Origin of the sequence: Pseudomonas sp. NS1(2017) (assembly GCF_002269425.1) — a bacterium.
GTDB lineage: Bacteria > Pseudomonadota > Gammaproteobacteria > Pseudomonadales > Pseudomonadaceae > Aquipseudomonas > Aquipseudomonas reactans.
The window spans coordinates 3,918,768-3,945,684 of the sequence record NZ_CP022960.1; the positions used below are offsets into that span (position 1 = coordinate 3,918,768).

The 26,917-nt window shown below is 62.0% G+C and carries 31 protein-coding genes; 22 read left to right on the forward strand and 9 right to left on the reverse strand.

All coding sequences use genetic code 11. The features are described 5' to 3' along the window. Positions 1–7: 7 nt before the first annotated feature. The 5 genes from CI807_RS18665 (at position 8) to CI807_RS18685 (ending at position 3,607) form a co-directional block, all read left to right on the forward strand. Positions 8–808 carry a carbohydrate ABC transporter permease gene (locus CI807_RS18665; RefSeq protein WP_003174634.1) on the forward strand — a complete coding sequence of 267 codons (801 nt, stop codon included), beginning with the start codon at positions 8–10 and terminating at the stop codon, positions 806–808. Between the two features lie 10 nt (positions 809–818). Continuing rightward, positions 819–1,091, forward strand: coding sequence for a DUF2160 domain-containing protein (locus CI807_RS18670; RefSeq protein ID WP_016977309.1), 273 nt, complete (start codon positions 819–821; stop codon positions 1,089–1,091). A gap of 159 nt (positions 1,092–1,250) precedes the next feature. Beyond that, a complete protein-coding gene (locus tag CI807_RS18675; protein ID WP_016977308.1) occupies positions 1,251–2,993 on the forward strand; it encodes an ABC transporter substrate-binding protein in 1,743 nt (580 codons plus the stop codon). 144 nt (positions 2,994–3,137) lie between these two features. Continuing rightward, entirely contained in the window at positions 3,138–3,332 is a 195-nt protein-coding gene (locus CI807_RS18680) for a stability determinant (protein ID WP_095015673.1), read from the forward strand. After that, complete coding sequence (locus CI807_RS18685) at positions 3,332–3,607, forward strand: type II toxin-antitoxin system RelE/ParE family toxin (RefSeq protein WP_095015674.1); 276 nt, start codon at positions 3,332–3,334, stop codon at positions 3,605–3,607. The genes CI807_RS18680 and CI807_RS18685 overlap by 1 nt, the downstream gene beginning before the upstream one ends. Position 3,608: 1 nt before the next feature. On the opposite strand, the gene CI807_RS18690 is transcribed toward CI807_RS18685, so the two are convergent. Continuing rightward, positions 3,609–4,502 carry an AraC family transcriptional regulator gene (locus CI807_RS18690; protein WP_177409587.1) on the reverse strand — a complete coding sequence of 298 codons (894 nt, stop codon included), beginning with the start codon at positions 4,500–4,502 and terminating at the stop codon, positions 3,609–3,611. Between the two features lie 138 nt (positions 4,503–4,640). Here CI807_RS18690 and CI807_RS18695 point away from each other — a divergent pair, with 138 nt between their 5' ends. Genes CI807_RS18695 through CI807_RS18710 form a run of 4 tightly spaced genes read left to right on the forward strand, consistent with a single transcriptional unit; the run spans position 4,641 to position 7,242 of the window. Then, the gene (locus CI807_RS18695; RefSeq protein ID WP_095015675.1) at positions 4,641–5,384 is read left to right on the forward strand and encodes an SDR family NAD(P)-dependent oxidoreductase; all 744 of its coding nucleotides are present in this window, start codon (positions 4,641–4,643) and stop codon (positions 5,382–5,384) included. A gap of 16 nt (positions 5,385–5,400) precedes the next feature. Further along, entirely contained in the window at positions 5,401–5,802 is a 402-nt protein-coding gene (locus tag CI807_RS18700; RefSeq protein WP_095015676.1) for a VOC family protein, read from the forward strand. Beyond that, entirely contained in the window at positions 5,799–6,758 is a 960-nt protein-coding gene (locus tag CI807_RS18705; protein ID WP_095015677.1) for a trans-acting enoyl reductase family protein, read from the forward strand. Before CI807_RS18700 ends, CI807_RS18705 begins: the two co-directional genes overlap by 4 nt. A gap of 19 nt (positions 6,759–6,777) precedes the next feature. Continuing rightward, a complete protein-coding gene (locus tag CI807_RS18710; RefSeq protein WP_095015678.1) occupies positions 6,778–7,242 on the forward strand; it encodes a nuclear transport factor 2 family protein in 465 nt (154 codons plus the stop codon). On the opposite strand, the gene CI807_RS18715 is transcribed toward CI807_RS18710, so the two are convergent. After that, complete coding sequence (locus CI807_RS18715; protein WP_095015679.1) at positions 7,239–8,105, reverse strand: AraC family transcriptional regulator; 867 nt, start codon at positions 8,103–8,105, stop codon at positions 7,239–7,241. The genes CI807_RS18710 and CI807_RS18715 overlap by 4 nt on opposite strands. A gap of 146 nt (positions 8,106–8,251) precedes the next feature. Here CI807_RS18715 and CI807_RS18720 point away from each other — a divergent pair, with 146 nt between their 5' ends. Then, positions 8,252–9,001, forward strand: coding sequence for an SDR family NAD(P)-dependent oxidoreductase (locus tag CI807_RS18720; protein ID WP_095015680.1), 750 nt, complete (start codon positions 8,252–8,254; stop codon positions 8,999–9,001). Here the strand turns inward: CI807_RS18720 and CI807_RS18725 are convergent, their stop codons facing one another. Beyond that, positions 9,002–9,430, reverse strand: coding sequence for a hypothetical protein (locus CI807_RS18725; RefSeq protein ID WP_095015681.1), 429 nt, complete (start codon positions 9,428–9,430; stop codon positions 9,002–9,004). Positions 9,431–9,594: 164 nt separating this feature from the next. Between CI807_RS18725 and CI807_RS18730 the strand changes: the two genes are divergently transcribed. After that, a complete protein-coding gene (locus CI807_RS18730; RefSeq protein ID WP_095015682.1) occupies positions 9,595–10,596 on the forward strand; it encodes an ABC transporter substrate-binding protein in 1,002 nt (333 codons plus the stop codon). Positions 10,597–10,716: 120 nt separating this feature from the next. Here CI807_RS18730 and CI807_RS18735 read toward each other — a convergent pair whose 3' ends face one another. After that, positions 10,717–11,613, reverse strand: coding sequence for a LysR substrate-binding domain-containing protein (locus CI807_RS18735; RefSeq protein WP_095015683.1), 897 nt, complete (start codon positions 11,611–11,613; stop codon positions 10,717–10,719). 172 nt (positions 11,614–11,785) lie between these two features. Between CI807_RS18735 and CI807_RS18740 the strand changes: the two genes are divergently transcribed. The 7 genes from CI807_RS18740 to CI807_RS18770 all read left to right on the forward strand — a co-directional run bounded on the left by CI807_RS18740 (position 11,786) and on the right by CI807_RS18770 (position 18,325). Beyond that, a complete protein-coding gene (locus CI807_RS18740; RefSeq protein ID WP_095015684.1) occupies positions 11,786–12,733 on the forward strand; it encodes a branched-chain amino acid ABC transporter permease in 948 nt (315 codons plus the stop codon). Beyond that, a complete protein-coding gene (locus tag CI807_RS18745; protein WP_095015685.1) occupies positions 12,730–13,815 on the forward strand; it encodes an ABC transporter ATP-binding protein in 1,086 nt (361 codons plus the stop codon). The genes CI807_RS18740 and CI807_RS18745 overlap by 4 nt, the downstream gene beginning before the upstream one ends. Beyond that, the gene (locus CI807_RS18750; protein ID WP_095015686.1) at positions 13,812–14,585 is read left to right on the forward strand and encodes an ABC transporter ATP-binding protein; all 774 of its coding nucleotides are present in this window, start codon (positions 13,812–13,814) and stop codon (positions 14,583–14,585) included. The genes CI807_RS18745 and CI807_RS18750 overlap by 4 nt, the downstream gene beginning before the upstream one ends. After that, positions 14,578–15,294, forward strand: a complete 717-nt coding sequence (locus CI807_RS18755; RefSeq protein ID WP_095015687.1) for an ABC transporter ATP-binding protein — start codon at positions 14,578–14,580, stop codon at positions 15,292–15,294. The genes CI807_RS18750 and CI807_RS18755 overlap by 8 nt, the downstream gene beginning before the upstream one ends. Positions 15,295–15,357: 63 nt before the next feature. Next, positions 15,358–16,497 carry a branched-chain amino acid ABC transporter substrate-binding protein gene (locus CI807_RS18760; protein WP_095015688.1) on the forward strand — a complete coding sequence of 380 codons (1,140 nt, stop codon included), beginning with the start codon at positions 15,358–15,360 and terminating at the stop codon, positions 16,495–16,497. 117 nt (positions 16,498–16,614) lie between these two features. Then, positions 16,615–17,097 carry an L-2-amino-thiazoline-4-carboxylic acid hydrolase gene (locus CI807_RS18765; protein ID WP_016977290.1) on the forward strand — a complete coding sequence of 161 codons (483 nt, stop codon included), beginning with the start codon at positions 16,615–16,617 and terminating at the stop codon, positions 17,095–17,097. Further along, positions 17,090–18,325, forward strand: coding sequence for a Zn-dependent hydrolase (locus CI807_RS18770; RefSeq protein ID WP_095015689.1), 1,236 nt, complete (start codon positions 17,090–17,092; stop codon positions 18,323–18,325). Before CI807_RS18765 ends, CI807_RS18770 begins: the two co-directional genes overlap by 8 nt. On the opposite strand, the gene CI807_RS18775 is transcribed toward CI807_RS18770, so the two are convergent. Continuing rightward, entirely contained in the window at positions 18,322–19,110 is a 789-nt protein-coding gene (locus CI807_RS18775) for a helix-turn-helix transcriptional regulator (protein ID WP_095015690.1), read from the reverse strand. The genes CI807_RS18770 and CI807_RS18775 overlap by 4 nt on opposite strands. 86 nt (positions 19,111–19,196) lie before the next feature. Here CI807_RS18775 and CI807_RS18780 point away from each other — a divergent pair, with 86 nt between their 5' ends. The 4 genes from CI807_RS18780 to aqpZ all read left to right on the forward strand — a co-directional run bounded on the left by CI807_RS18780 (position 19,197) and on the right by aqpZ (position 22,752). Further along, complete coding sequence (locus CI807_RS18780; RefSeq protein WP_012724877.1) at positions 19,197–20,195, forward strand: bile acid:sodium symporter family protein; 999 nt, start codon at positions 19,197–19,199, stop codon at positions 20,193–20,195. An 86-nt stretch (positions 20,196–20,281) separates the two neighbouring features. Beyond that, a complete protein-coding gene (locus CI807_RS18785) occupies positions 20,282–20,641 on the forward strand; it encodes a hypothetical protein (protein WP_016977287.1) in 360 nt (119 codons plus the stop codon). A gap of 122 nt (positions 20,642–20,763) precedes the next feature. Next, positions 20,764–21,948 (forward strand): sugar transporter, encoded by a 1,185-nt coding sequence (locus CI807_RS18790; RefSeq protein WP_068934327.1) that lies wholly within the window; start codon positions 20,764–20,766, stop codon positions 21,946–21,948. Between the two features lie 102 nt (positions 21,949–22,050). After that, the gene (aqpZ, locus tag CI807_RS18795; protein ID WP_371857984.1) at positions 22,051–22,752 is read left to right on the forward strand and encodes an aquaporin Z; all 702 of its coding nucleotides are present in this window, start codon (positions 22,051–22,053) and stop codon (positions 22,750–22,752) included. Positions 22,753–22,824: 72 nt separating this feature from the next. Here aqpZ and CI807_RS18800 read toward each other — a convergent pair whose 3' ends face one another. The 4 genes from CI807_RS18800 to CI807_RS18815 form a co-directional block, all read right to left on the reverse strand. Beyond that, complete coding sequence (locus tag CI807_RS18800; protein ID WP_095015692.1) at positions 22,825–24,024, reverse strand: NAD(P)/FAD-dependent oxidoreductase; 1,200 nt, start codon at positions 24,022–24,024, stop codon at positions 22,825–22,827. A gap of 133 nt (positions 24,025–24,157) precedes the next feature. Then, a complete protein-coding gene (locus CI807_RS18805) occupies positions 24,158–24,526 on the reverse strand; it encodes a response regulator transcription factor (protein WP_095015693.1) in 369 nt (122 codons plus the stop codon). Between the two features lie 81 nt (positions 24,527–24,607). Further along, positions 24,608–25,279, reverse strand: a complete 672-nt coding sequence (locus tag CI807_RS18810; protein WP_095015694.1) for a response regulator transcription factor — start codon at positions 25,277–25,279, stop codon at positions 24,608–24,610. Continuing rightward, a complete protein-coding gene (locus CI807_RS18815; protein WP_095015695.1) occupies positions 25,276–26,814 on the reverse strand; it encodes a sensor histidine kinase in 1,539 nt (512 codons plus the stop codon). Before CI807_RS18815 ends, CI807_RS18810 begins: the two co-directional genes overlap by 4 nt. Between the last annotated feature and the right edge of the window lie 103 nt (positions 26,815–26,917).

The window sequence follows — 26,917 nt, forward strand, 5'->3', positions numbered from 1 at the left end:
CGCCAACATGAGCAAGCGCAAGGTTATTCCGCTGCTGATCTACATCCTGTTCCTGCTGGTGCCGATCTACTGGCTGCTGAACATGTCCTTCAAGAGCAACACCGAAATCCTCGGCGGGCTGACGCTGTTTCCGCAGGATTTTACCTTGGCCAACTACAAGGTGATCTTCACCGACCCGAGCTGGTATACCGGTTACCTCAACTCGCTGTACTACGTAAGCCTGAACACGGTGATCTCCCTGAGCGTGGCGCTGCCGGCGGCCTATGCGTTTTCGCGCTACCGTTTCCTGGGTGACAAGCACCTGTTCTTCTGGCTGCTGACCAACCGCATGGCGCCGCCGGCGGTGTTTCTGCTGCCGTTCTTCCAGCTGTATTCGTCGATTGGTCTGTTTGACACCCATATAGCCGTAGCCCTGGCCCATTGCCTGTTTAACGTGCCGTTGGCGGTGTGGATCCTGGAAGGTTTCATGTCCGGAGTGCCCAAGGAAATCGACGAAACCGCCTACATCGACGGCTACTCGTTTCCCAAGTTCTTCGTGAAGATCTTTATCCCGTTGATTGGCTCCGGCATCGGTGTGACCGCGTTTTTCTGCTTCATGTTTTCCTGGGTCGAACTGCTGCTGGCGCGCACCCTGACCTCGGTCAACGCCAAGCCGATTGCGGCGGTGATGACGCGCACGGTCTCGGCGTCGGGTATCGATTGGGGCGTGCTGGCGGCGGCGGGGGTGTTGACTATCCTTCCCGGCATGCTGGTGATCTGGTTTGTTCGCAACCACGTGGCCAAGGGCTTTGCCCTGGGCCGGGTCTGAGGAGTCGATGATGGAATGGATGGCCTGGACCACCCCCACTGCGCTGTTCTTTGGTGCCATAGCCCTGATCCTCGCGGGCATGACCACCTGGGAATTGCGTTCGCCGAGTATCCCTCGGCGCGGTTTGTTACCGATCAGCACCACCCGTGGTGATCGTTTGTTTATCGGTCTTCTCGGCAGCGCCTACCTGCATTTGCTGGTGATCGGCGCTACCGACTGGAGCATCTGGGTGGCGTCCGCGCTCTCCCTGGTATGGCTGTTGAGTGTGATGCGTTGGGGCTAGTGGCCCGACACCTTGTAGGAGCGAGCTTGCTCGCGAAGATCGTCAACGATAACGCAGCGCTCCAGGTAGCCCGCGGTGTCTGTGAGCTTTTCGCGAGCAAGCTCGCTCCTACAGTGGTTGTGTTCGCAGGTCCCTTTTGAAATTAACCTGGAGGTCTCTATGTTGAATAAGAACAATAAGCTGCGACATAGCATTTCATTGGCCGCCGTACTGGCCCTCAGCGGTTTGAGCGCTTCGGCCTGGGCCGATGCGTACGAAGATGCCGCAAAAAAATGGATCGGCAGCGAATTCAAACCGTCCACCCTCACGGCTGAACAGCAGCTTGAGGAACTCAAGTGGTTTATCAAGGCGTCGGAACCGTTCCGTGGGATGAAGATCAACGTGGTGTCGGAAACCCTCACCACCCACGAGTACGAGTCCAAGGTGCTGGCCAAGGCCTTCAGCGAAATCACCGGGATCAAGCTGACCCACGACCTGCTGCAGGAAGGCGACGTGGTGGAGAAGCTGCAAACCCAGATGCAGTCCGACAAGAACATCTATGACGGCTGGGTCAACGACTCGGACCTGATCGGTACGCACTTTCGCTACGGCAAGACCGAATCCATCACTGATCTGATGGCCAATGAGGGCAAGGACTACACCTCGCCGACCCTGGATCTGAAGGACTTCATCGGCCTCTCATTCACCACCGCGCCGGACGGCAAGATCTACCAACTGCCCGACCAACAGTTCGCCAACCTGTACTGGTTCCGCGCCGACTGGTTTGAGCGCGCGGACCTGAAAGCCAAGTTCAAGGAAAAATACGGCTATGACCTCGGCGTGCCGGTGAACTGGTCGGCCTATGAAGACATCGCCAAATTCTTCAGTGAAGACGTCAAGGAAATCGACGGCAAGCGCGTGTATGGGCACATGGACTACGGCAAGAAAGACCCGTCCCTGGGCTGGCGCTTCACCGATGCCTGGTTCTCCATGGCCGGTGGCGGCGACAAGGGCTTGCCCAACGGCTTGCCGGTGGACGAGTGGGGCATTCGCGTGGAGGACTGCCACCCGGTCGGCTCCAGCGTCACCCGTGGCGGCGACACCAACGGCCCGGCCGCCGTGTATGCCACCCAGAAATACGTGGACTGGATGAAAGCCTACGCGCCACCGGAAGCGGCGGGCATGACCTTCTCCGAATCCGGCCCGGTGCCGTCCCAGGGCAACATCGCCCAGCAGATCTTCTGGTACACCGCGTTTACCGCCGACATGGTCAAACCGGGCTTGCCGGTGGTGAATGCCGACGGCACGCCGAAGTGGCGCATGGCGCCGTCGCCGGTAGGACCGTACTGGGAGAAGGGCATGAAGAAGGGCTATCAGGACGTAGGGTCCTGGACCTTCCTCAAGTCGACGCCTGAGAAGCAGAAACTCGCGGCCTGGCTCTACGCGCAGTTCGTGACCTCAAAAACCGTCTCGCTGAAGAAAACCATCGTCGGCCTGACGCCGATTCGTGAGTCCGACATCAACTCCCAGGCCATGACCGACATGGCGCCGAAACTGGGTGGCCTGGTCGAGTTCTATCGCAGCCCGGCCCGCACCGAATGGTCGCCGACCGGCACCAACGTGCCGGACTATCCACGCCTGGCACAACTGTGGTGGAGCAACATCGCGGCGGCCGCCAGCGGCGAGAAAACCCCGCAGCAGGCGCTGGACAACCTGGCCAAGGAACAGGACGCGATCATGACGCGCCTGGAACGCTCCAAGGTGCAACCGGTGTGCGGCCCGAAAATGAACCCAGAGCGTGACGCGCAATACTGGTTCGACCAGCCGGGCGCGCCGAAACCGAAACTGGCCAACGAGAAGCCGAAAGGCGAGACCGTGGCTTATGGCGACTTGCTCAAACAGTGGGAGGCTGCGCGTAAGTAATTGCGTTCAGTGAGGGAAAAGAAGAACGGCACGCTTGCGTGCCGTTTTTTTCGTTCGCTGGTTGGGCTGCATTTCATCAGGAGGTCCAAGACAGTGCAGCAAGTTGCGACTAGACTGCTGCGTATTCATACAGGAGATTCTCTGATGGGTGTTCCACTTTCCCCTATCGTTTCTGAGTTTGAGACCGAGGAGCAGGCGAGTCGCCATGATCTCTGGTTCCGGGCAAAAGTCGAAAAAAGCTTGGCCAATCCTGGCCCCGGCGTACCTCATGACGAAGTGATGGCGCGGGCTGAGGCAATCATTCTGGAAGCGGAGCGCAAACAAAGGGCTAAGGCCTGATGCTGGGGGTTGTTTGGCTTGATGAAGCCATTGCCGACCTGATTGATATCGTTACCTTCATTGCCGCAGAAAACCCAAGCGCTGCAAGACGTCTCAAGAATCGCCTTGAGAGCGCGCCTTTACCGTTGACTGAACATCCTTACCTCTATCCCAATGGTCGAATACCGGGTACCCGCGAAGTCGTGGTGCACCCTAATTATGTGTTGGTCTATCGAGTGACGGCTGAACGGATAGAGATCGTCAACGTCCTGCATGCCCGTCAGGAATATCCCTGATTTATCCTTCGCGACGCCTGGCATCCCCCAGAATCCGCGCCGTATCCCTCGCCGGCGGCAACCCGAATACCCGCGCATAATCCCGGCTGAACTGGGTCGCGCTTTCATACCCCACCTCAAAGGCCGCACTGGTCACGCTGCTGGCACTGGCCACCATCAACGTGCGCGCCTGCAACAGCCGCACACGTTTCTGGTATTGCAACGGGCTCAGGTTGGTCACCGCCTTGAAGTGCCGGTGAAATGCCGAAACGCTCATCGCGGCCTTCTGCGCCAACGCCTCCACACGAATCGGCTCGGCATAGTCGCGCCGGATCCACTGGATCGCCCGGCTGACCCGCGCCATGGCCGTGTCCGGTGCGGCAATCTCGCGCAACATCCAGCCGTGGGGGCCTTGCAGCACGTGGTAGAGGATTTCCCGTTCGTACGCGGGCGCCAGGGCGGCAATCGCCACCGGGTCGCCCATCAGGCGCAACATGCGCACCCAGGCATCCATCAAGGCAGGCGTGACGGCCGCCACGGAGAAACCGGCTTCCTGTTCGCAACGCCTGTTGGGTGCCGGCAGGTCATTGAGCAGGGTGGTCAGCACGGTCGGATCAAGCGTCAGGCTCACCGCCAGGTAGGGTTCGCCCGTGATCGCCGGGTTCACCACGCCGACTGCGGGCAACTCGATGGACATCACAAAATACGTCGCCGGGTCGTAATGCAGCGTGCGGTCGCCCACGGTCATGCACTTACTGCCCTGCAGGATCAGGTTGATCATCGGGTCATACACCGCCGCGAGCATATGCTCGGGAATCGCTCCCTGGACCATCGCCACGCGGGGGATGCCGGTCTCGGTGCGGCGGTTTTCGGCGTTTGCGGCCAAGGCGCGCAGTTCGATCAATTGAGTATTCATGGTGGCCATGCTGTGCCTGGCATGGAGCCTTGCGCAAGCAAAAAGCAGAAACAGGCAGGATTTGAGTAGGAACGGCTGCGTCGGAGAGTAGGGCGATGACTACTGTGGGCACTCAACTTTTCAGCAGTGGAGCAGGCCATGGGCGTTATCGTGATTACCGGAGGCAGCCGTGGGATCGGTGCCAGTACCGCCGAATTGTGTGCACGTCAGGGGCATGGGGTGATCCTGACGTACAAGCGCAACCCGGATGCGGCACGGGCGGTGGTCCAGCGTATCGAGGCCAGCGGCGGGAAAGCTGTTGCGCTGGAATTGGACGTTGCGGCTGTCAGCACATTCCCTGCCTTCCGTGAGGCGGTGACGCACGCCCTGCACACCACCTGGGGCGCAAGCACCTTGAGTGGGTTGGTGAACAACGCCGGCTACGGCCTGTTCAACCCCCTTGAGTCGGTGACCGAGGCGCAGTTCGACGGCCTGTTCAATGTGCACCTCAAGGGGCCGTTTTTCCTGACCCAAATCCTGCTGCCGCTGCTGGAAGAACACGCCAGCATCGTCAACCTTACCAGCGCCACCACTCGCGTCGCGACGGCGGGTGTCGCGCCTTACGCCACATTCAAGGGTGGTCTGGATGTGCTCACGCGCTACATGGCCAAGGAATTCGGTGAACGGCGTATCCGCGCCAACGCCGTGTCCCCCGGCGCCATTCGCACCGAACTGGGCGGCGGCTTGAATGATGAATTCGAAGCGCTGCTGGCCGGGCAAACCGCCCTCGGCCGTGTAGGCGAACCGGAAGATGTGGCACGGGTTATCGCCTTGTTGCTGTCGGAAGAAGGCCGCTGGATCAATGCTCAGACCGTCGAGGTCGCGGGCGGCTACATCATCTGAATCAGGAGGCTCCATCATGCTCGATCATCTGTTTATCTCGGTGAGCGATATCCAACGCTCGATCCGCTTCTACGAAGCCACCCTGACGCCGCTCGGCATCACCGCGCGGCACGACTACGACGGCAAGGACGGCCCGCCCGGCCACCCGGACCTGAAGGGCTTTGGCGCCAATGGCCGGATGTTCTTCTGGCTGCGCGAAGGCGTGGTGGAAGGGCGAGCGGTGCATGTGGGCTTCGTCGCCAATAACCGCGCCGAGGTGGATAACGCCTACGCCGCCGCCCTGGCCAACGGCGCCACCGACAACGGCGCACCGGGCGCACGTCTGCACTACGACCCCAACTACTACGCGGCCAACGTGCTGGACCCGGACGGCTACAGCCTCGAATTCGTCTACAAGAACTGGCAGCACACCCCATGAAAACCCTGATGATCTACGGCGCCACGGGCTACACCGGACGCATGGCGGCGCACCACGCGAAACACCTTGGACTCAACCTGGTATTGGCCGGTCGCAACGCCGAACGCCTGGCCTCCCTGGCGGTTGAGTTGGACGCGCCTTACCGCGTGTTCACGGCGGATACCGCCCAGTTGGAAGGCATCGACGTGCTGCTCAACTTTGCCGGGCCGTTCGCCCAGACCGCCGCAGCGCTGATGCGCGCTTGTATTGCCAATGGCACCGACTACCTGGACATCACCGCCGAAATCAACGTGTACCGCCTTGCCGAACGACTCGGCGCCGAAGCGGATGTGATGTTGCTGCCCGGCGTGGGCTGGGACGTGGTGCCCACCGACTGCCTGGCCATGCATGTCGCCAGCCGTGTGCAGCAGCCGCAGTCGATAAAAATCGCCCTGCAGGTGCCCGGCGCGATGTCGCGTGGTTCGGCCATGAGTGTCAGCGAGATCCTCGGTGCCGGCGTGATGGCGCGCATCGAGGGTGAACTGGTCGCCACACCAGACGCCCAGCCTCAGTACCTGGACTTTGGCGACGGACCGGCACTGTGCGCGCCGTTGTCGTTTGGCGACCTGGTGACCGCCTGGCACTCCAGCGCCGTCCCGACGATCGCGATGTTCGTGCACATCACCGGTGAAGCCTTCCCTGAGGGCGACCTGTCGCTGCTGCCCGATGGTCCTACTCAGGCCCAACGTGACGCCCATCGCGCGCGCGCCGTGGCCGAAGTCATCGGCATCGATGGCACGGTGGCACGCTCGGTGATCGAGACCATCAACGGCTACAGCTACACCCCGCTGGCCGCCGTGGAGGCGGCACGCCGTGTACTCGGCGGCGAACGCCGGGCCGGTTTCGAAACCCCGGCCAAACTGTTCGGCGTGGGCTTTGCCCAGACGATTGCCGGCACCCAGATCATCGATTACTAATCGCCACAGGAATTACCCCATGACCTCGACTGAGTTTCAAACCACCGCCGACACGTTCGCGGTGATCGACACCCTGCATCGCTTCGCAGCGGGCATCGACCAGAGGGATCAGGCCCTGCTTGCTTCGGCCTTCACTCAATACGCCGTGTCGGATTTTCGTCCGGCTGCCGCCAAGGCCGGCTTTGAATACCCCGTGCTGGAAGGCCGCGACACCATCGTCGCCGCGCTGTCGGGCGCGCTCAGCCAGCTCGACACCACGCACTCCGTGAGCAACGCGCGCGTGACGCTGGACGGCGACAGCGCCCGCCTGGACGCGCTGGTGGAGGCGCAACATGTGCCGCAAAGCGATCCGTCGCGGCACTACTTGATGAAGAACCGTTATGACGTTGAGTTGGTCAGGGAGGCCAGCGTCTGGCTGATTCGGCGGGTGACGGTGGATAACGTCTGGCGTTCCGGTGACATCAGCGTGTTGTCCGGCGTTTAACCCGGCACCTTGAACCGGGCTGCGTCTTTCACCGGTGGCAAACCAAACAGCCGCGCATATTCGCGGCTGAACTGCGAGGCGCTTTCATAACCCACGGTGAAGGCGATGGACGCTGCATCCAGAGTGTCGAACAGCAGCAACCAGCGCGCCCGCAACAGGCGCAGGCGTTTCTGGTATTGAATTGGCGTCATCGCGGTGATGGCTTTGAAATGCCGGTAGAACGCCGCCACGCTCATGTCCGTCATGGCCGCCAGTGGCTCTACGCGAAAAGGTTCGGTGTAGTGCTGGCGGATCCACTCGGTGGCGCGGCGGATCTGCGCCAGGCGACCATCGGGGCGCGCCATGTCCACCAGGGTTTCGCGCAGCGGACCCTGAAGGACCCGAAACAGGATTTCCCGCTCGATCAGTGGCGCCAGTACGGCGGCCTCGTTGGGGCGATCCATCAACCGCAGCATGCGCAGCCATGCATCCAGCATTTCCTCCGACGCCTGCACCGCCGCGAACCGTTGCGTGCGCGGGCGTTCGGCGGGTTGACGCTCGTCTGCCAGCACGGCAGCAATCATCGAGGGTTCCAGGGTCAGGCTGAGCGCCAGGTAGGGCAAGGCGGGTGTCGAGGGGTGGACCTGGCCGGTAGCCGGCACCTCCACCGGCACCACGAAATAGCTGGCCGGCCCGTAGGTCGCGACCTGATCGCCGATGGAGAGGGTCTTCGAACCTTGCAGCACCAGGTGCAGCATCGGCTGATACACCTGATCCGCGCACGCTTCGGCGCGCACCATCGCCACACGCGGCAGGCCCGTATCGGTCCACTTGTTATCGGCGCGCATCACAAGGCGGCGCAGTTCATCCAGGTCGTCGTTCATGCAGCGACCTTGAGCCAGGTCGACGGGCAAAGCAAGCCGGCTGAGAAGAATAGGCAAGCATGGGAGAAGAACCGGCAACCGGCATTCCTATGGCGGACCGAATACTGGTGGCAAGCGACATCACTCAACTTGGGAAGACCAGAATCATGAAGCTCGACGGAAAAATTGCAGTGGTCACCGGTGCCTCGAAAGGCATCGGCGCAGGGATCGCAAAAGGCTTGGCGGCAGCCGGCGCGACCGTGGTGGTCAATTACGCCACCAGTCAAACCGACGCCGACGCAGTGGTTGCGTATATCCAGCAGCACGGTGGCAAAGCGATCAGTGTGCAGGCGGACATGAGTGTGGGCACCGACGTTACGCGGCTGTTCGCAACGGTCGGTGAGCAATTCGGCAGGCTGGATATCCTGGTCAACAACGCAGGCGTCGCGGTGTTCCAGATGATTGAAGACCTGACCGAAGAGGCCTTTCACAAACAGTTCAACCTCAACGTGCTGGGTTATCTGCTGGCGGCGCGCGAAGCGGTGAAGCTGCTGGGGCAGGGCGGTAGCATCATCAACATCAGCTCGATCCTCAGCACCGACCCCTACCTGGCCTCCAGCGTGTACTCGGCCACCAAGGGCGCGGTGGACACGCTGACCTTCGCCCTGGCGCGTGAGCTGGGGCCGAAAGGGATCCGGGTCAACTCGATCCTGCCGGGCCATACCAACACGCCGGCCACCGATGGCAATTTTGCCGGCGAATTTGGCCAGTCGCTGATCGCCGGTACGCCCCTTGGACGCTTTGGTGAGCCGGAAGATATCGCGCCGGTAGCTGTGTTCCTCGCCTCCGATGAGGCTCATTGGGTGACCGGCGAATCGATCCGGGCTTCCGGTGGTGTGCGGGGTGTGGGTTACTGATCACGCCGCCTGCGGCTGAACCTGCAACACCCCCTCTACCTCCTTGACCAACCCACTGGCCAAAAACAGTGGTGCCAGGCGTTTGTGCAGTTGCGGTTCGACAAACTCCTTCACCGTGTCCTGCGCCAGCACGCCGCTCAACGGCAGCTCGGCCTTGGTGTACGACAACCAGGCTTTCTTCAACGCTTGCAGTACATCGCTGCCTGCCGTGGACGCGAAGCGGCGGTGGGTGAGTTTGCCGTCAAAGGTGAAGGTGTGCTGGAACTCATAGCCGGTTTCATCACCTTGGCTGGCCGTGCAGCGGATACAGCTGCACGGGCCTTCGCCGAAGGCGCTGCGCAAGTAGGCGTTGAAGTCCACCACGGGTTTGAGTGACAGGCGCTTATCCACCTCGAACAGGTCCCCAGTCATTTTTTCGTCAGTGTTCAACGTCCATTTCCTCGCAGTGTGCGGCAGGTTTTCAAAGCGCGGCACAATACCAGCCGAGCGCCTGTTTGTGGGTTATTTGCATAACAATAGATCCCGATATTCTTTTCCAGTCTTAAAAATCGCCGCTAGGCTCCATCACCTTCTTAAAAACCCGGCAGATTCCTATGACGTTCAAGCGTTCTTCCCTGACCCTGCTGGCTGCTGCGACAGCCTTGATCAGTATCGGCGCCCAGGCCGAAGGCAAGATCAGCATTGCCCAGCAGTTCGGTATCGGCTACCTGATCCTCGATGTGGTGCGCGACCAGCACCTGATCGAAAAGCACGGCAAGGAACAGGGCCTGGACATCCAGGTGGAGTGGAACAGCATTTCCGGCGCCACCGCGATGAACGAGTCGCTGCTGGCCGGCGCCTTGGACGTGGTCTCGGCCGGCGTACCGCCGATGCTCACCCTGTGGGACCGTACCCAGGGCAAGCAGAACGTCAAGGCCATTGCCTCTCTCGGCTCGATGCCCAACTACCTGCTGACCAACAACCCAAACGTGAAGACTCTCAAGGACTTCACCGAGAAAGACCGCATCGCCGTGCCCGCCGCCGGCGTCGGGTTCCAGTCGCGCACCCTGCAGATCGAGACCGCCAAGCAGTTCGGCGATGCCAACTACAAGAAGTTCGACGACATCTCCATCAGCCTGGCCCACCCCGACGCGACCGCCGCGCTGATTGCCGGCGGTTCGGAGATCAGTTCGCACTTTTCCAGCCCGCCGTTCCAGTACCAGGAACTGTTGAATCCCAACGTGCACAAGGTGCTCAGTTCCTACGACATCCTGGGCGGCCAGGCGACGTTCAACGTGCTTTACACCACGCAGAAATTCCACGACGAAAATCCCAAGACCTACAAGGCGTTCTATGACGCGCTGGCCGAGGCCGAGAAGATCATCAAGGCCGACAAACCGGCTGCAGCCAAGGCGTATATTCGCGTAGAGCAATCGAAGTTGCCGTTGGACCTGGTAGAAAAAATCGTCCAGGACCCGGAAATCGATTTCACCATCGTGCCGCAGCGCACTTACATCTACGCCGAAAAATTGCAGGCACTCGGTGTGCTGAAAAACAAGGCGGCCAGTTGGAAGGACTACTTCTTCGAAGAAGCCCATGGCGGCAATGGCAGCTAAAATCGCTTTCTGTAGGAGCGAGCTTGCTCGCGAAGGTCGTTAACGATAGCGCAGCGCATCAGGTTTGACGCGGCGCTCTTGGGTTCTTCGCGAGCAAGCTCGCTCCTACAGTAGGTTGGGTTAAACGGCGATCAGACTGCGCTTGATCCAGTCATACAAGTCATTCCCTTCGCTCGACAATTCACTGTTGGCCCGCCGGCACAGGTAGTACTGGCGGCCATCATTGACCTCCCGTTCAAACAACTTTACCAACTCGCCACTGGCCACCAATGGAGCCACCAGCGGCTCGCGCAGCAAGGCGCAGCCGAGGCCGGTGAGAGTTGCGGTGAGCGCCAGTTGGCCATCTTCCAGCAACAACCCATTCAGTGCTGTGGTGTCGACATCGGCCGCTTCGAACCATTGGCCCCAGGTGCCGCGTTCTTCGTCGTGCAGCAGTGGCAACTGGCTCAGCGCCTCGGGTGAATCGATGGGGCCGTGTTGCGCCAGGAAATCGCGGCTGCAATAGGGCGTCACCGCGCCGGAGATCAGCGGCTCACTGTGATAACCCGGCCAATGCCCGGTGCCGAAGCGGATCGACAGGTCGGCCGCATCGCTGGGGTAACTGCGGTGGTTGGCGTAGGTCACGTTGATGTCCAGCGCCGGGTGGCCCTTCAGAAAATCCGCCAGGCGCGGGATGAACAGGTTGATGCCAAATAGCGGGATCAGGCTGATGGTCACCTGGCGCGTAGCGCTTTTTTCGCGCACGTGCTCGGTGGCGCTGCGCAGTACGGCGAAGGCCGAACGAATCGCGCGGTAATACTCGCGGCCTTCATCGGTGAGTACCAGGTTGCGGCCCTGACGCAAGGTCAGCGGCTGTTGCAGGAAATCTTCCAGCAAGTGCAATTGATGGCTGATGGCCGAGGCGGACACGTCCAGTTCGCGCGCGGCGGCATTCACGCCGCCATGGCGCGCGAACGCTTCGAAGGTGCGCACGGCACGCAGGGGAGGGTCGTTGGCTAACTGTTCTGATTTATTCATGTATTGAATTAAATACTAACTTTCAACCTGAATAAAGAGCCATAAATGCCGTATTTTTGGCATAAACAGCCTGTTGTTCGTTTGGTATATGCATATGACTTTCTGATATTTGATAAAAACAGAATAGATGCTTAGTGTGCCGCCCTTGTACGCACTGAGGTCTCTGGTCCTGATGGATGGGTTTCTCCAACAACTGCTCAACGGTCTGATGACGGGCAGTCTCTACGCGCTGGTGGCCCTGGGTTACACCATGGTCTATGGCATTTTGCGCATCATCAACTTTGCCCATGGCGACGTGTTGATGATTGGCGCGTTGGTCGGCTTGTCGATGATTCGCCTGTTGCAGGCGAGCTTTCCAGAACTGCCGCCGGTGCTGGTGTTGCTGTGTGCCACCGTCGTTGCCATGGCGTTTTGCGCGGTGCTTGCGGTGGTGATCGAGCGCGTTGCCTATCGCCGCCTGCGCCATGCGCCGCGCCTGGCGCCGTTGATCAGCGGGATCGGCGTGTCGCTGCTGCTGCAAACCATCGCCATGCTGGTGTGGACCCGCAACCCACAGATGTTCCCGCAACTGCTGCCACTGGCGCCGATTGAAGTGTTGGCCGGTGCCTCGGCGCACCCGGCGATTACCAACGTCACGGCGCTGACTACTATCGCTATCGCGCTCTCGGTGATGATCGCGCTGCTGGTGCTGGTGGAGCGCACGCGCTTCGGCCGCGCCATGCGTGCCGTGGCGGAAAACCCCCAGGTCGCCAGCCTGATGGGCATCAGCCCGAATCGGATTATTCTCATCACCTTCGCCATCGGCGGCGCCCTGGCGGCACTCGCCGGGATCATGATGGCCAGCAACTACGGCAGTGCGCATTTCTATATGGGCTTTTTGCCCGGCATCAAAGCCTTCACCGCCGCGGTGCTGGGCGGTATCGGCAACCTCAAGGGCGCCATGCTTGGTGGCCTGCTGCTGGGGTTGATCGAAGCCTTGGGTACCGGTTACCTGGGCGCGGCCACCAATGGCGTGTTCGGTAGTAATTACCAGGATGTGTTCGCCTTCATCGTGTTGATCGCGGTGCTGGTGTTCCGTCCTTCGGGGTTGTTGGGCGAACGTTTGGCGACCCGCGCATGATCAAGTCTCTGTCTCCCATCAAGCGTGCGAGTCTCGGCTTGCTGCTGTTCGCTGTGGCCCTGGTATTGGCGCCTTGGATCGTCGGGCATGCCGGCGGCAACACCTGGGTGCGCACCCTGGACTTTGCCCTGCTGTACATCATGCTCGCCCTCGGCCTGAACATCGTGGTCGGTTACGCCGGGCTGCTGGACATGGGCTTCATCGCGTTTTACGCGGTGGGTGCCTACTTGGCAGCATTGCTCTCGTCACCCCATCTGCTGCAACAGTTCCCGGCATTGGCCGCGCTGTTACCGGCGGGGATGCACGCCTCGATCTGGCTGATTTTGCCGTTGGGCGCGCTGCTGGCTGCCGGTTGCGGTGTGCTGCTCGGCGCGCCGACCCTGCGCCTGCGCGGCGATTACCTGGCCATCGTCACCCTGGGCTTTGGCGAAATCATCCGCATCCTGCTGCGCAACCTCGATCGCCCGGTGAATATCACCAACGGGCCCAAAGGCATTGCCCAGGTCGATCCGGTCAGCCTGCTGGGCGTGAACCTCGGTCGCACCCAGGAGCTGTTCGGTCTGCGCCTGCCGTCGGTCTACCTCTATTACTACCTGTTTGCTGCGCTGGTGGTGCTGATCCTGTTTGCCTGCATCCGCCTGGAGCGCTCGCGCATCGGCCGCGCCTGGGTGGCGATCCGTGAAGACGAAGAAGCGGCGCAGGCCATGGGCGTGAATACGGTGCGCCTCAAGCTGTTGGCGTTTGCCATTGGTGCCGCGTTTGGTGGGGTGAGCGGGGCGCTGTTTGCGTCGTTCCAAGGCTTTGTTTCGCCGGAGTCCTTCACCCTCAACGAGTCCATCGCCGTGTTGGCCATGGTGGTGCTGGGTGGCATGGGCCATATCCCCGGCGTGATCCTCGGCTGCGTGCTACTGGCGGCCTTGCCCGAAGCCTTGCGCGCGAGCATGGGCCCACTGCAACAGGCGCTGTTCGGCCAGGTGCTGGTGGACCCGGAAATCATCCGCCAGTTGTTCTACGGCCTGGCGCTGATCCTGGCGATGCTCTATCGACCGGCCGGGCTGTGGCCCAAAGGAGTGGCACGATGAACGCACCGCTGTTGCAGATAGACCAGGTCAACAAGCACTTCGGCGGCGTCGCGGCGCTGACCGATGTAAGCCTGAGCATCCAGCCCGGTGAGATCTACGGGTTGATCGGCCCGAACGGCGCGGGCAAGACCACGTTCTTTAATGTGATGACCGGCTTGTATACCCCGGATTCCGGGCGCTTCCAGCTCGATGGCCGTGACTACCAGCCCACCAGCGTGCATCAGGTGGCCGAAGCCGGTATTGCCCGCACGTTCCAGAACATCCGCCTGTTCAATGCGATGAGCGCCCTGGAAAACGTTATGGTCGGGCGCCATGTGCGCACCCGCAGCGGCGTGTGGGCGGCCTTGAGTCGTCACCGCCGCGCGCAGGAAGAAGAGGCACAGACCCGCGCCCATGCCCACCGTTTGTTGGCGTATGTAGGCCTGGCCGGCTTTGCCAATTACCGCGCCGACAGCCTCAGCTACGGCCATCAACGCCGCCTGGAAATCGCCCGCGCGTTGGCCACCGAGCCACGCCTGTTGGCCCTGGATGAACCGGCGGCGGGCATGAACGCCAGCGAGAAAGTGCAATTGCGCGGCCTGCTGGAAAAGATCCGCGACGACGGCCACACGCTGTTGCTGATCGAACACGACGTCAAGTTGGTGATGGGCGTATGCGACCGCATCAGCGTGCTCGACTACGGCCAGGTCATCGCCGTCGGCCCGCCGGCCGAAGTGCGTCAGCATCCGGCGGTGATCCAGGCCTATCTGGGAGCCAGTGCGCATGTCTGAAGCCTTGTTGAATGTCGAAGGTTTGCAGGTGCGCTACGGCGCCATCGAAGCCGTCAAATCCCTGGACCTGCATATCGCTGAAGGCGAGCGCGTCACGCTGATCGGCGCCAATGGCGCAGGCAAGTCCTCCAGCCTCAAGGCCTTGACCGGTTTGCTGCCGGCGGCCAAGGGTTCGATCCGTTTTGCCGGGCAATCGGTTCTCGGCCAGGCCCCGGAACACCTGCTGCGCCAAGGCATCGCCATGGTCCCCGAGGGCCGCGGGATTTTCGCGCGCATGAGCGTGTTGGAAAACCTGCAGGCTGGTGCCTTTCTGCGTCGCGATAACGCGCAAGTGCAGCGCGAAATGCGCCAGTTGTTCGAACACTTCCCGCGCCTGGAAGAACGCCTGCATCAGTCCGCCGGCCTGTTGTCCGGTGGCGAGCAACAGATGCTCGCCCTGGCCCGTGCGCTGTTGTCACGCCCGCGCTTGTTGATCCTGGATGAGCCGTCCATGGGCCTGGCGCCGATCATGGTCGAGAAGATTTTCCAGGTGATCGACGACGTCTGTCGCCAGGGCATGACCCTGTTGCTGGTGGAACAGAACGCACGGCTGGCGCTGCAAGTCACCGATCGTGCCTACGTGATGGACACCGGGCGCATCACCTTGACCGGTCCCTCCCAGGCTTTGCTTGAACACCCCGAGGTGCGCAGTGCCTACCTCGGTGAATAAAACCATGACGCTACCGGACGCCCGGCGTGTTCCGACCCGCCCGACACTTAGCAGGAATAATCCATGAACACGTTGAAGAAAACCGCATTGATCGGCCTGGCCCTGAGTAGCCTGGCCAGCGCCGTGGCCCAGGCCGACCAGACTGTGTTGATCGGTCTCGCCGGTCCGCTTACCGGCCCGTCGGCCAGGATCGGCAAGGACCTGGAAAACGGCGCGCAACTGGCCATCGACCAGGCCAACGCCAAGCACCCGAAAATCAACGGTGAAGCCGTGACCTTCAAGCTAGTGTCCGAAGACGACCAGTCCGACCCACGCACCGCCGTCACCGTGGCCCAGCGCCTGGTGGATGAAGGCGTGGTGGGCGTGGTCGGCCACTGGAACACCGGCACCAGCATCCCGGCGGCGCGGGTTTACCATGACGCGGGCATCGCCCAGGTGGCGCCGGTGGCTACCGGTCACGCCTACACCCAGCAAGGGTTCGACACCAGTTTTCGCATCATGGGCCACGACGATGATGGCGGTCAGGTAGCAGGCGACTACGCCTTGAAAACCCTGAAAGCCCAGCGTATCGCCGTGATCGACGACCGCACCGCGTTCGGCCAGGGCCTGGCGGACCAGTTCGTCAAGTCCATCGAAGCCGGAGGCGCCAAGGTGGTGTCCCGCGAATACGTGGATGACAAGACTATCGACTTCAGCGCCGTACTGACCAATATCCGCAGCCAGAACCCGGACCTGATCTTCTTCGGCGGCGTCGATGCCCAGGCCGCGCCGTTGGCCCGTCGCATCAAGCAGTTGGGGATCAAGGCGCCATTGATGGGCGCCGGTGGTTTCGTCAGCCAGACCTTCCTGCAGTTGGCACAGAACGAAGGCGAGGGCGTGATCGCCCTGGAACCGGGCCTGGCGATTGCGCAGATGCCGGGCGGCAAGGCGTTCGAACAGGCTTACAAGGACCGCTATAAAACCAATATCGAGCTGCACGCGCCGTTCGCCTACGACGGTGTAGGCGTGCTGGTGGCGGCTATCGAGAAAGCAGATTCGGTGGACCCGCAGAAATACCTGCCGGTGCTGCGCGCCATTAGCTATGAGGGCGTGACCGGCACCATCGCCTTTGACGGTGAAGGCAACTTGAAGAAACCGTCGTTCACCGTTTACCAGGTCAAGGCCAATCAATGGCAGCCGGTGAGCGTGGCGGGCGGTCAATAAAACCCGATCCTTTGTAGGAGCGAGCTTGCTCGCGAAAGTATTTCAGGCGCATGCCAGCGTCGGTTGTACATTTTTCGCGAGCAAGCTCGCTCCTACAAGGGCTAATGGAGAGCAGTCATGAGCAAACTGGAAGGTGAACTGGGCATCCTCGCCCGGCGGCGCATCGAGGCCGAAATCATCAAGCCGATCTACGAGATCCTCAAGCGCGAACAGGGCAAGGACTTTGCTGCTGCTGTGATCGGTGAAGCCGTGGGCAATGCCGCGATCCAGGCCGGCAAGCATTTTGCGTCGCTGGAAGAGCAGGGCGCCGACCTCAAGAGTTTCGTCGAGCTGCAAGTGCTGTGGGAGAAGGACGACGCGCTGAAGGTCGAGATCATCGCCAGTGACGCCGAGCACTACGACTACGACGTCAAGCGCTGCCGCTACGCCGAGATGTACCACGAGATGGGCCTGGGCGAGATCGGCCACCTGCTGTCGTGCAACCGTGACGAGCTGTTTATCGTCGGCTACAACCCAGACATCCAGTTGACCCGCACCCAGACCATCATGGGCGGCGATCATCGTTGTGACTTCCGCTATCGGGCCAAACCCCATGAGTAAGCTGGCGCGTGTGAACGGCGAACGCCTGTGGGCTTCGCTGATGGAAATGGCGCAGATCGGCGCCACCGAAAAAGGCGGCGTCTCGCGCCTGGCGCTGACCGACGAAGACCGCCGTGGCCGCGACCTGTTCGTGCAGTGGTGTGAGGCGGCCGGTTGCAGCATTCGCGTGGATGCCATGGGCAATATCTTCGCCCGTCGCGCGGGGCGCTTCGACGATTTGGCCCCGGTGATGACCGGCTCCCACGGCGACTCCCAGCCCTTTGGCGGCAAGTACGATGGCATCTACGGTGTGCTTGCGGGCGTGGAAGTGCTGCGCACCCTGAACGACCTGGGCATTGAAACCGACAGGCCCATCGAAGTGGTCAACTGGACCAACGAGGAAGGTTCACGCTTTGCGCCGGCGATGATTTCGTCGGGCGTTTACGCGGGCGTGTTTGACCTGGCGTACGGGCTGTCCCGTGAAGACAAAGCCGGCGTGACCATTGGCCAGGCGCTGCAGCAAATCGGCTACGCAGGCACCGAACCGGTGGGTGGCCAAGCGATCCACGCCGCGTTTGAACTGCACATCGAACAAGGCCCGATTCTAGAGGCACAGGGCATTACCATCGGCGTGGTCACTGGCGCTCAGGGCCAGCGCTGGTACGAAGTGGAACTGAGCGGCCGCAGTGCCCACGCCGGCACTACGCCCATGGATCATCGCCTGGATGCCTTGCTCGGTTTTGCCCGGGTGGTCGAGGCCGTCAACGGGCTGGGCTTGGAGCAGGGCGCCGAAGGGCGGGCCACGGTGGGCATGGCGAATATCTTCCCCAACTCACGCAACGTGGTGCCGGGGCGGGTGTTCTTCAGTGTGGAATTCCGTCACCCGGACGAAGCGGTGCTGGCGCGCCAGGACCAGCAGTTGCGCGATGCCGTGGCGCAGATTGCCGACGGCATTGGCTTGCAGCACAGCGTGAAGCAGATCTTCCAGTACGCGCCGATTGCCTTTGACGCGGGCTGTGTCGAGGTCGTGCGGGCGTCGGCTGAGGCGTTAGGCTACAGCCATCGGCCGATGATTTCCGGCGCCGGGCACGATGCCTGCTACCTGAACCAAGTGGCGCCGACGGCGATGATTTTTGTGCCCTGTGTGGATGGGTTGAGCCATAACGAGGCGGAAGACATTTCCCAGGAATGGTCGACGGCGGGGGCGGATGTGTTGCTCCAGGCGATGCTGGCGAAGGCCTCTGCCTAGTGAAAGAACTCCCCCGGCGTGGCCTCGAACTGCTGGCGAAACGCATTGATAAACGCCGAAGTGGATTCATACCCACACCCCAGCGCCACATCCGTCACCCGCTCGCCCTGCTCCAGGGCGGGCAGGGCGGTGAGCAATCGCAAGCGCTGGCGCCACGCCCGAAAGGTCAGCCCGGTGTCGCTCAGGAACAGGCGGCTGAGGGTTTTCTCACTCACCCCCAGCTTCTGGCTCCACTGGCCCAAGGTCGTCTGCTGCTCCGGGTGTGAATTCAAGCTGCGATAGATCTGGCGCAAGCGCGGGTCCATTGGCAGCGGCAGCATCAGGTCGACTTGCGGCGCCGCCGCCAGTTGGTCCAGTACCACCTGGGCCAAACGCCCATCCGGCCCATCCTCGGCATATTCCACCGGCAACTCACTGAAACTGCGGATCAACTCCCGTAGCAAACTGCTCACCTCCAGCACATGACAGCGCTCATCCGCCCAGGTGGTGACGCTGCAATCCAGGTACAGGCTGCGCATTTCCGTGTGGGGCGAGCTGAACACGCGGTGCGGCATGCCGGCCGGAATCCACACCGCCCGCTGAGGCGGCGCGACGAAGCGGCCGACGCTGGTCTGGATCTCCAGCACCCCGGAAATCGCGTAGGACAATTGCACCCACGGGTGGCTGTGGCGACGGGTCAGCGCACGATTGGGCAAGGATTCGGTGCGTCCGTACACCGGCCGTGGCAGGCTGGAAAGCCCGGGCACACTGCGGCGGACGGTCTTGTCATGTCCTTTAGGCGGCATTTACTGGCTCATTGGCGTTAGTCGGTAACGAGCCGTTACGTTAGAGTCGCGACGACGCTCTTGGCAACCCCCGGAAGATCCTGCTTATGACTCGCCCCCGTTTCCTGCCCGACAACTTCACCCTGACGCTGATCGCCACGGTGATCCTCGCTTCCCTGCTGCCGGCCAGCGGCCAGACCGCCGTGGCCTTCGGCTGGGTCACCAACCTGGCGATTGCGCTGCTGTTCTTCCTGCACGGCGCCAAGCTGTCGCGTCAGGCGATTGTTGCCGGTGCCGGGCACTGGCGCCTGCATCTGTTGGTGTTCAGCCTGACTTTCGTGCTGTTCCCGCTGTTGGGCCTGGCGCTCAAGCCGGTGCTATCGCCGTTGATCGGCAAAGACCTGTACATGGGTATGCTCTACCTCTGTGCTTTGCCGGCCACGGTGCAATCGGCGATTGCCTTCACGTCCCTGGCGCGGGGCAACATCCCGGCGGCGATTTGCAGTGCGGCGGCGTCCAGCCTGTTCGGGATCTTCCTTACGCCGTTGTTGGTGACACTGTTGCTCAACGTGCACGGCGAGGGCGGCTCTACCGTCGACGCGATCTTGAAGATCAGCGTGCAACTGCTGCTGCCATTCATCGCCGGGCAGATCGCCCGTCGCTGGATCGGTGAGTGGGTCGGCCGCAATAAATCCTGGCTGAAGTTCGTTGATCAGGGCTCCATTCTGCTGGTGGTCTATGGCGCGTTCAGCGAAGCGGTCAACGAAGGCATCTGGCACCAGATCCCGTTGTGGGAGCTGGGTGGGTTGGTGGTGGCGTGCTGTGTGTTGCTCGCCTTGGTGCTGGTGGCTTCGACCGTGCTGGGCAAAGCTTTCGGCTTCAACCAGGAAGATCGCATCACCATTCTGTTCTGTGGTTCGAAGAAGAGCCTGGCAACTGGCGTGCCGATGGCCCAGGTGTTGTTCGCCGGGGCAACCATGGGCGTGCTGATTTTGCCGCTGATGCTGTTCCACCAGATCCAGCTGATGGTCTGCGCGGCGCTGGCGCAGCGTTATGCCAAGCGGCCGGAAAGCATTCCGGAACTGATGGGGCAGGTGGATCCATGATCCCTGTCACAACCTTCGGCGAATAGGCTCAAGTAAACGCCGGCCCAGACGACTACCTTCTTAACTACCCAAGAAGGAGCGTCGACATGAACGTTAAGCGTTTGTCACTGGTTACCGGCGCTCTTGCGCTATGGGCAGGTGCTGGCATAGCGGGCCCCTCAGGCGTCATTCAGTTTCACGGCAGTATCGTCGAGCCGAGTTGCCATGCGGCTGCGCCAAGTGGGTCGACGCTGGAACTCAAGGGCTGCCCCCAGGCCTTGCGTGGCAGCCAGTTAGCGGTGCAGCCCGTGCGCACGGTGACGGCGCTGGGCACTGCGCAGGTTAACGTCAAGTTGGTCGCCGACCGCAGTGATGGGCGCTATTACGACCAGCGGTATGTGCTGGTGGACACCCTCGGCAAGCCCATTCAATCGGGGGCCTACGTGGTCACCCTGACCGCGCCGTGACGCCCTGAGGTTGTTTTGAGCCGGATCGGCGTCAACAGCCGCGCCAGAAACCTATAGAATGCTCGGCGGCGGCGCTTGTCCTGGGTGGCCGTCTGATCATCGTCCGAGTACCGCGCCCTTCAATGAGCATTTCAGCCGCAACGCCCCAAGCCAACTGGCAACCGGTCATCGCCCTCGCGTTGGCCGCCTTTGTATTCAATACCACCGAATTCGTGCCCGTCGGGCTGCTCAGCGCCATCGGTGCCAGCTTCGACATGCCCGTGTCCAGCGTCGGCCTGATGCTCACCATCTACGCCTGGATCGTGTCCCTGACCTCGCTGCCGGTAATGCTGCTGACCCGCAACGTCGAACGGCGCAAGCTGCTGATCGTGCTGTTCTGCATGTTTATCGTCAGCCACATCCTTTCCAGCGTCGCTAACAGCTTCGGCCTCCTGATGCTCAGTCGCATTGGCATTGCCTTGTCCCACGCCTTGTTCTGGTCGATCACTGCATCGCTGGCAGTGCGCCTGGCGCCGGAAGGCAAGCAGGTGCAAGCCCTCGGCCTGCTGGCTACCGGTACTTCTCTGGCGATGGTCCTGGGCATTCCGCTGGGCCGCCTGCTGGGCGAAGCCATGGGCTGGCGCACCACGTTCCTGGTGATCGGCGCGTTCGCCGCCGCCCTGGTGTTCTGGCTGGCGCGCACCTTGCCGCTGCTGCCGAGCCAGAACTCCGGCTCCTTGCGCAGCCTGCCGCTGCTGTTCAAGCGCCCGGCGCTGGTGGCGTTGTACGTGCTCACCGCCATGACCGTGACCGCGCAATTCACTGCCTACAGCTACATCGAACCCTTCGTCGAAGGCGTCGCCGGCATGAGCGGCAGCGCGGTCACCCTGATCCTGCTGGTGTTCGGCGGCGCCGGCATCATCGGCTCGCTGCTGTTCAGCCTGGTGCACCGTTTCAACCCGCACCTGTTCGTGGTCGGCGCGGTATTCATCCTCGCCGCGTGCCTGGCGCTGCTGCTGCCGTTAAGTGGCGCAGAATCCTACCTCGTGGTGCTGAGCGTGTTCTGGGGCATGGCGATCATGGGTTTCGGCCTGGCGATGCAATCCAAGGTACTGGTGTTGGCCCCGGATGCGACCGACGTGGCCATGGCGATGTTTTCCGGCATCTACAACATCGGCATCGGCGGCGGCGCGCTGATGGGCAGTTGGGTGGGTAGCCAGTTTGGCTTTGCCTGGATCGGCGCGGCGGGTGGGTTGCTGGCGGCGCTGGCGTTGATTGGCTACTGCCTGGCGATCCGCCGATTTGGGCAGGGTGTCGTAACCCGATAAAACAGGACAAGTCTTACACAGCAATTTGATACCCATTGCTACCGTCTCCCACGACCGCCCACGGCCTGTGGTGACGGCACTTGAACAGCAATGGAGTCGATTGTGCAAAAGCGTTTGACCGCCGAGTTTATCGGTACTTTCTGGCTGACGTTCGGTGGCTGTGGCAGCGCCATCCTGGCGGCGGCTTTCCCGGAACTGGGCATTGGGTTTGTCGGCGTTTCGCTGGCGTTCGGGCTCACGGTGCTGACCATGGCCTATGCGGTAGGCGGTATTTCGGGTGGGCATTTCAACCCGGCGGTGACCCTGGGTTTATGGGTGGGGCGTCGTGTGGCGGGGAGTGATGTGCTGCCGTATATCGCGGCGCAGGTGGCTGGAGCGATTGGCGCTTCTGCAGCGTTGTACCTGATTGCCAATGGGCAGCCGGATTTCGCCGTAGGTGGTTTTGCCGCCAATGGTTATGGCCCACTAAGCCCTGGCCTCTTTGATATGAAGGCCGCGTTGCTCGCGGAATTCATCGCCACGTTCTTTTTCTTGTTCATCATCATGCGCGTGACCGCACCAGGCGCGGTGCCTGGCTTTGCGCCGATTGCGATTGGGCTGGCCTTGACCTTGATTCACCTTGTGTTGATTCCGGTGACCAATACCTCGGTGAACCCTGCGCGCAGCACCGGGCCTGCGTTGTTTGCCGGCGGCGAGTACCTGGCGCAGCTTTGGCTGTTCTGGCTGGCGCCGATGGTAGGCGGAGTGATGGGGGCCTTGGCGGCGTATTCGTTGGGTGAGTGCGCAAAAAAAACGCCCGCCTAACAATCATCGGCGGGCGCTCGGGAATGACCGGGTCAGCAAGGAGTGAGCTGGCCGGTGTAGGGAGCACGGGGATCAGGCCACCGGAATCAACGGGTCCGCTGCCGCCAGCGCCACGGTGCGATCAGCGGCCGGTGGGTAGATCCACACGGTGTTGATCTGGTGCTTGAGGTCCTTGGCTTCCTGGCCGACCAGTTTCAGCTGGCGGTCCCAGCCTTCGGTGAACACGGCGCCCCAGGCGCCGAGGTCGAGGCAGGTCACGTACTTGGGCTGGCTATAGGTCATCGGCGCGACGCCGATCAGGTCGGCGGCCACATTGTTGCCGGCATAACGGCCCAGGGCGATGGCGTGCTGGCAGGACATGCCGGCGAAGTTACCCAAATCATCGGTGGCGGCGTAGGCCACGTCACCGGCGGCGAACACGTCGGCCTGGCCCTTGACCTTGAGGGTGCCGTCCACATGCAGGCGGCCCTGGGGATCGCGGGTGCCGCTGACCTGTTCGGTGAGCGGGTTGGCGCGAAAGCCGATGGTCCAGATCACGGTTTTGGATTCGATCCGCTGCCCATTCGCCAGGGTCACGCCGCCCGCATCCACCGAGGCGACCGAGGTGTTGAGCACCCAATCCAGGCCCAGCTCCGTGCTCGCTTCGATGATCGACGGGCGAATGCCATCGCCCATGGATGCGGCAATCTGCGGGCCACGGTCGACCACCACGACGCGAATGTCAGCCTCGCCACCCAGTGCTTCACGCAGGCGGGCCGGCATTTCAGTGGCAGTCTCGATACCGGTAAAACCACCGCCAGCCACCACCACAGTGTTACGTGCGGCGCTGTCAGGCAGGTTTTTCAGGGCCTTGATATGCGTTTCGAGGCGCGTGGCGTCTTCAATCTGGTCCACATCGAAGACATGCTCGATGCCTGGCATCTGTGGACGGTTCAGACGACTGCCGGCGGCCAGCACCAGGCGGTCGTATTGGATTGTAGTGGAGGTGCCGGCCGCGTTGCGATAAGTCACTTGCTTACCGTTTTCGTCGATGCTGTCCGCCGCGCCTTCAATGAACTTCACGTTCACCGCGTCGAACAACGGGCCCAGCGGCGCCATCATGGTGTGCACGTCGGGCTCGTAGAAACGTGGGCGGATGCGCAGTTCCGGCTGCGGGGCGAGCAGGCTGATCTGCACGTCGTTGCGGTCATGTTTGTCCAGCAGGCGGGCCGCGCTCAATGCGCTCCAGACACCACCGAACCCTGCGCCAATAATAAGAATGTGCTGTTTCATGGTTTGCTCCTGGAGAGGCGTTGTTGCCTGAGTGGGACTGTGTGGAGCCAGACTATCCAGGCCGCCTGCCTCGAACACTTCTACCTAGGGTCAGTGCAGGCATGCATAGGTGTGAGGTGGCTATACCAAGGTATTAGCGGCCCAGCACATTGGCGAGGCAGGCCATCAGTTGGGCGCAGGAAAACGGCTTGGGAAAGAACGCAATCGGCGGCGGTAATGCCGGGTCGATGCTGGGCGGCGGGCCGGGGTAACCGGTGATGAAAATCACCGGCAGTGAGACGCCATCGGCGTGCAGGGTTTCGTAGAGCTGGATGCCGGTGAGGCCAGGCATCTGGATGTCGCTGATCAGGCAGGCGGTGGTGCGGGGGGCATCCGAGCCGAGAAAGGCTTCGGCATTCGCATAGAGCCGGACGCTGTAGCCGTTGGAGCGCAGCAGCCCATCCAATGCCATGCGAACGGATTCATCATCATCGACGATGGCAATTATCTTAGTGTCGGACATTTCGTTACCTGGAGGCTATCGGGCTGCACATGGAAGCAACCCGCCATCACCCCACGATACGCCGTCCCCACCGGCAACATACTATACGTGCGTATACCCAGCCTGCTGCTTGACCGGGATGCCGAGGGCCTGGGCCATACGCACCAGATCGGCGAAAGAGCGTGCAAGCATCTTGCGCATCGCCTGGCCGCGATGAATCTTCACGGTGATTTCGCTCAGGCCGATTTCGCCGGCAATCTGCTTGTTCATCAGGCCGGAAACCGCCAGCGCCATCACCGTTTGCTCGCGGGGGGTGAGGGTGGCGAAGCGGCTGCGCAGTGCATCGTCACCACGTTCGGCCTCACGCCGGGCCTTGTCCTTGGCGTGGGCGGCGCACACCGCGTCGATCAGGTCCTGCTCGCGGAACGGCTTGGCGAGGAAGTCTACGGCACCGGCTTTCATCGCGCGCACGGTCATGGCGATGTCGCCGTGGCCGGTCATGAACACGATCGGCAGATTGATCCGCGCGACCACCAATTCATTCTGGAAGTCCAGGCCGCTGGTGCCTTGCAGGCGTACGTCGAGCACCAGGCAACTGGGCAGGTCGGGGCGTGGGAAATGCATGAACTCGGCGGCCGAAGCAAACAGCTGGACCTGCAGGCCCACCGAGCGCATCAGGCTGCCGAGGGATTCGCGCAGCGGGCGATCATCATCGACGATATACACCCAGGGTTCCTGGCTGATCACGCGGTTCATCGGGTGAAGGTCATTCATGGCGCCTCCTTGGCCAAGAGTGGCAGTGAGCAGGTGAATGCGGTGCCCGCGCCGGGCGTGCTGGTCGCCCAGAGGCGGCCACCGTGAAAGTCGATGATCGAACGGCAGATCGACAGGCCCATGCCCAGGCCGTCGGGCTTGGTGGTGAAGAAGGGTTGGAACAAGGTCGGTAGGTCCTTGGCGTCAATGCCGATGCCCTGGTCGGCCACTTCGAGCAGGACATTGTCGTCGTCTACCCAGGTCCTCACCCGCAGCAGACGCTGGCGCGGGGCGACGGTTTCCATGGCGTGGCAGGCATTGATGATCAAGTTGATCAGCACCTGTTGCAGCTGCACGCGGTCGGCGTTGATCTGTGCGTCGAGCACGCCCAGCTCCACGCGGCTGCGCACCTTATGGCGCGACAGTTCGTGCTGTACCAGGCCTAGGGTTTCGTTGACGATGGCGTCCAGCGACTCGGGTTTGCGCAGCGGGTCGCACTTGCGTGACAGCGCGCGAATGCGGCTGATCACCTCGCTGGCGCGGCAGGCGCTGGAGACGATGCGGTCCAGGGACTGGCGGGCTTCATTGAGGTCGGGTTCGGCGCGGTCGAGCCAGCGCCGACAGGCTTCGCCGCTGCTGGTGATGGCGGTCAGCGGCTGGTTCACTTCATGGGCAATCGAGGCGGCCAATTCGCCCAGGGAGGTGATACGGGTGACGTGAGCCAGTTGGCTCTGCGCATGGAACAACGCCTCTTCGGCGAGCTTGTCGGCAGTGACGTCCTTCACCGCGCCCAAGTACTCGAAATGCCCACGGGTTTCGACGGGGCTGGCGATCATATGCAGGTGTTTGACGCGCCCATCCGGCATCAGCAGGCGGTGCTTGACCTCGATCAGCGGCTCGCGGTTCAGGGCCTTGGTGAAGACCTCGCGGGCCAGGTGGCGGTCGTCAGGATGGGTGCGCTCCAGCACCATCGCTGCGGTGGGTGCCTGATGGTGCGGGTATTCGAAGATCCGCGCCAATTCCTCGGACCAGGACATGGCATCGCTGTCGCCACGAAAACTCACGCTGCCGGTCTGGCTCAGGCGCTGGGCGCCCACCAGGTAAGCCTCGTTGTGCCGCAGGCTGTCCGCCGCGTATTTGCTGCGCAGGGCAAGAAAGGTGATGGCGGACAGCGCCGTGAGGCAGCGGAAGAAACCGGTGATCGATTCCCAGCGCTCATAGTTGCCGTTGTAGAGAAACAGCGCAGTGAGCAGCGCGATGGAAAACAGCGCGACGCCAATCACCACATTGATTGAAAACAGATTGGCCGCCATCAACAGCAGCGTGATGTACAGCAGCGTCGGCGCCCAGTCGGTATGGGTTTCGGAGTTGATCACGAAAATGCCGCAGGCCACGACCAGCCCGACCACCCAGCCCAGGGCGTTGATCGCCGGGGTCGGGCTGATGCCGAACGCGGCGCGTGCGTGGGTCTGTCGGGGGGGGAATACCAGCCGGTCCCAGAGGCCGGTCAACCATGACTGTTCGCGGCGCGCGCTCGCGGGAACGGTAATTTTCATGGCGTTCAGGCACTCCATTGGTGTTATCGAGGGTGGAGCAGGGGTCACTTACTTTAAAAGCATCCGTTCTCACCGAGTAGGACACAAAACCCTGAAATCCTGC

Coding starts and splice junctions, on each gene's coding strand:
- CI807_RS18665 (WP_003174634.1), top strand. CDS start 8: ATGAGCAAGCGCAAGGTTATTCCGCTGCTGATCTACATCCTGTTCCTG.
- CI807_RS18670 (WP_016977309.1), top strand. CDS start 819: ATGGAATGGATGGCCTGGACCACCCCCACTGCGCTGTTCTTTGGTGCC.
- CI807_RS18675 (WP_016977308.1), top strand. CDS start 1,251: ATGTTGAATAAGAACAATAAGCTGCGACATAGCATTTCATTGGCCGCC.
- CI807_RS18680 (WP_095015673.1), top strand. CDS start 3,138: ATGGGTGTTCCACTTTCCCCTATCGTTTCTGAGTTTGAGACCGAGGAG.
- CI807_RS18685 (WP_095015674.1), top strand. CDS start 3,332: ATGCTGGGGGTTGTTTGGCTTGATGAAGCCATTGCCGACCTGATTGAT.
- CI807_RS18690 (WP_177409587.1), bottom strand. CDS start 4,502: ATGAATACTCAATTGATCGAACTGCGCGCCTTGGCCGCAAACGCCGAA.
- CI807_RS18695 (WP_095015675.1), top strand. CDS start 4,641: ATGGGCGTTATCGTGATTACCGGAGGCAGCCGTGGGATCGGTGCCAGT.
- CI807_RS18700 (WP_095015676.1), top strand. CDS start 5,401: ATGCTCGATCATCTGTTTATCTCGGTGAGCGATATCCAACGCTCGATC.
- CI807_RS18705 (WP_095015677.1), top strand. CDS start 5,799: ATGAAAACCCTGATGATCTACGGCGCCACGGGCTACACCGGACGCATG.
- CI807_RS18710 (WP_095015678.1), top strand. CDS start 6,778: ATGACCTCGACTGAGTTTCAAACCACCGCCGACACGTTCGCGGTGATC.
- CI807_RS18715 (WP_095015679.1), bottom strand. CDS start 8,105: ATGAACGACGACCTGGATGAACTGCGCCGCCTTGTGATGCGCGCCGAT.
- CI807_RS18720 (WP_095015680.1), top strand. CDS start 8,252: ATGAAGCTCGACGGAAAAATTGCAGTGGTCACCGGTGCCTCGAAAGGC.
- CI807_RS18730 (WP_095015682.1), top strand. CDS start 9,595: ATGACGTTCAAGCGTTCTTCCCTGACCCTGCTGGCTGCTGCGACAGCC.
- CI807_RS18735 (WP_095015683.1), bottom strand. CDS start 11,613: ATGAATAAATCAGAACAGTTAGCCAACGACCCTCCCCTGCGTGCCGTG.
- CI807_RS18740 (WP_095015684.1), top strand. CDS start 11,786: ATGGATGGGTTTCTCCAACAACTGCTCAACGGTCTGATGACGGGCAGT.
- CI807_RS18745 (WP_095015685.1), top strand. CDS start 12,730: ATGATCAAGTCTCTGTCTCCCATCAAGCGTGCGAGTCTCGGCTTGCTG.
- CI807_RS18750 (WP_095015686.1), top strand. CDS start 13,812: ATGAACGCACCGCTGTTGCAGATAGACCAGGTCAACAAGCACTTCGGC.
- CI807_RS18755 (WP_095015687.1), top strand. CDS start 14,578: ATGTCTGAAGCCTTGTTGAATGTCGAAGGTTTGCAGGTGCGCTACGGC.
- CI807_RS18760 (WP_095015688.1), top strand. CDS start 15,358: ATGAACACGTTGAAGAAAACCGCATTGATCGGCCTGGCCCTGAGTAGC.
- CI807_RS18765 (WP_016977290.1), top strand. CDS start 16,615: ATGAGCAAACTGGAAGGTGAACTGGGCATCCTCGCCCGGCGGCGCATC.
- CI807_RS18770 (WP_095015689.1), top strand. CDS start 17,090: ATGAGTAAGCTGGCGCGTGTGAACGGCGAACGCCTGTGGGCTTCGCTG.
- CI807_RS18775 (WP_095015690.1), bottom strand. CDS start 19,110: ATGCCGCCTAAAGGACATGACAAGACCGTCCGCCGCAGTGTGCCCGGG.
- CI807_RS18780 (WP_012724877.1), top strand. CDS start 19,197: ATGACTCGCCCCCGTTTCCTGCCCGACAACTTCACCCTGACGCTGATC.
- CI807_RS18785 (WP_016977287.1), top strand. CDS start 20,282: ATGAACGTTAAGCGTTTGTCACTGGTTACCGGCGCTCTTGCGCTATGG.
- CI807_RS18790 (WP_068934327.1), top strand. CDS start 20,764: ATGAGCATTTCAGCCGCAACGCCCCAAGCCAACTGGCAACCGGTCATC.
- CI807_RS18800 (WP_095015692.1), bottom strand. CDS start 24,024: ATGAAACAGCACATTCTTATTATTGGCGCAGGGTTCGGTGGTGTCTGG.
- CI807_RS18805 (WP_095015693.1), bottom strand. CDS start 24,526: ATGTCCGACACTAAGATAATTGCCATCGTCGATGATGATGAATCCGTT.
- CI807_RS18810 (WP_095015694.1), bottom strand. CDS start 25,279: ATGAATGACCTTCACCCGATGAACCGCGTGATCAGCCAGGAACCCTGG.
- CI807_RS18815 (WP_095015695.1), bottom strand. CDS start 26,814: ATGAAAATTACCGTTCCCGCGAGCGCGCGCCGCGAACAGTCATGGTTG.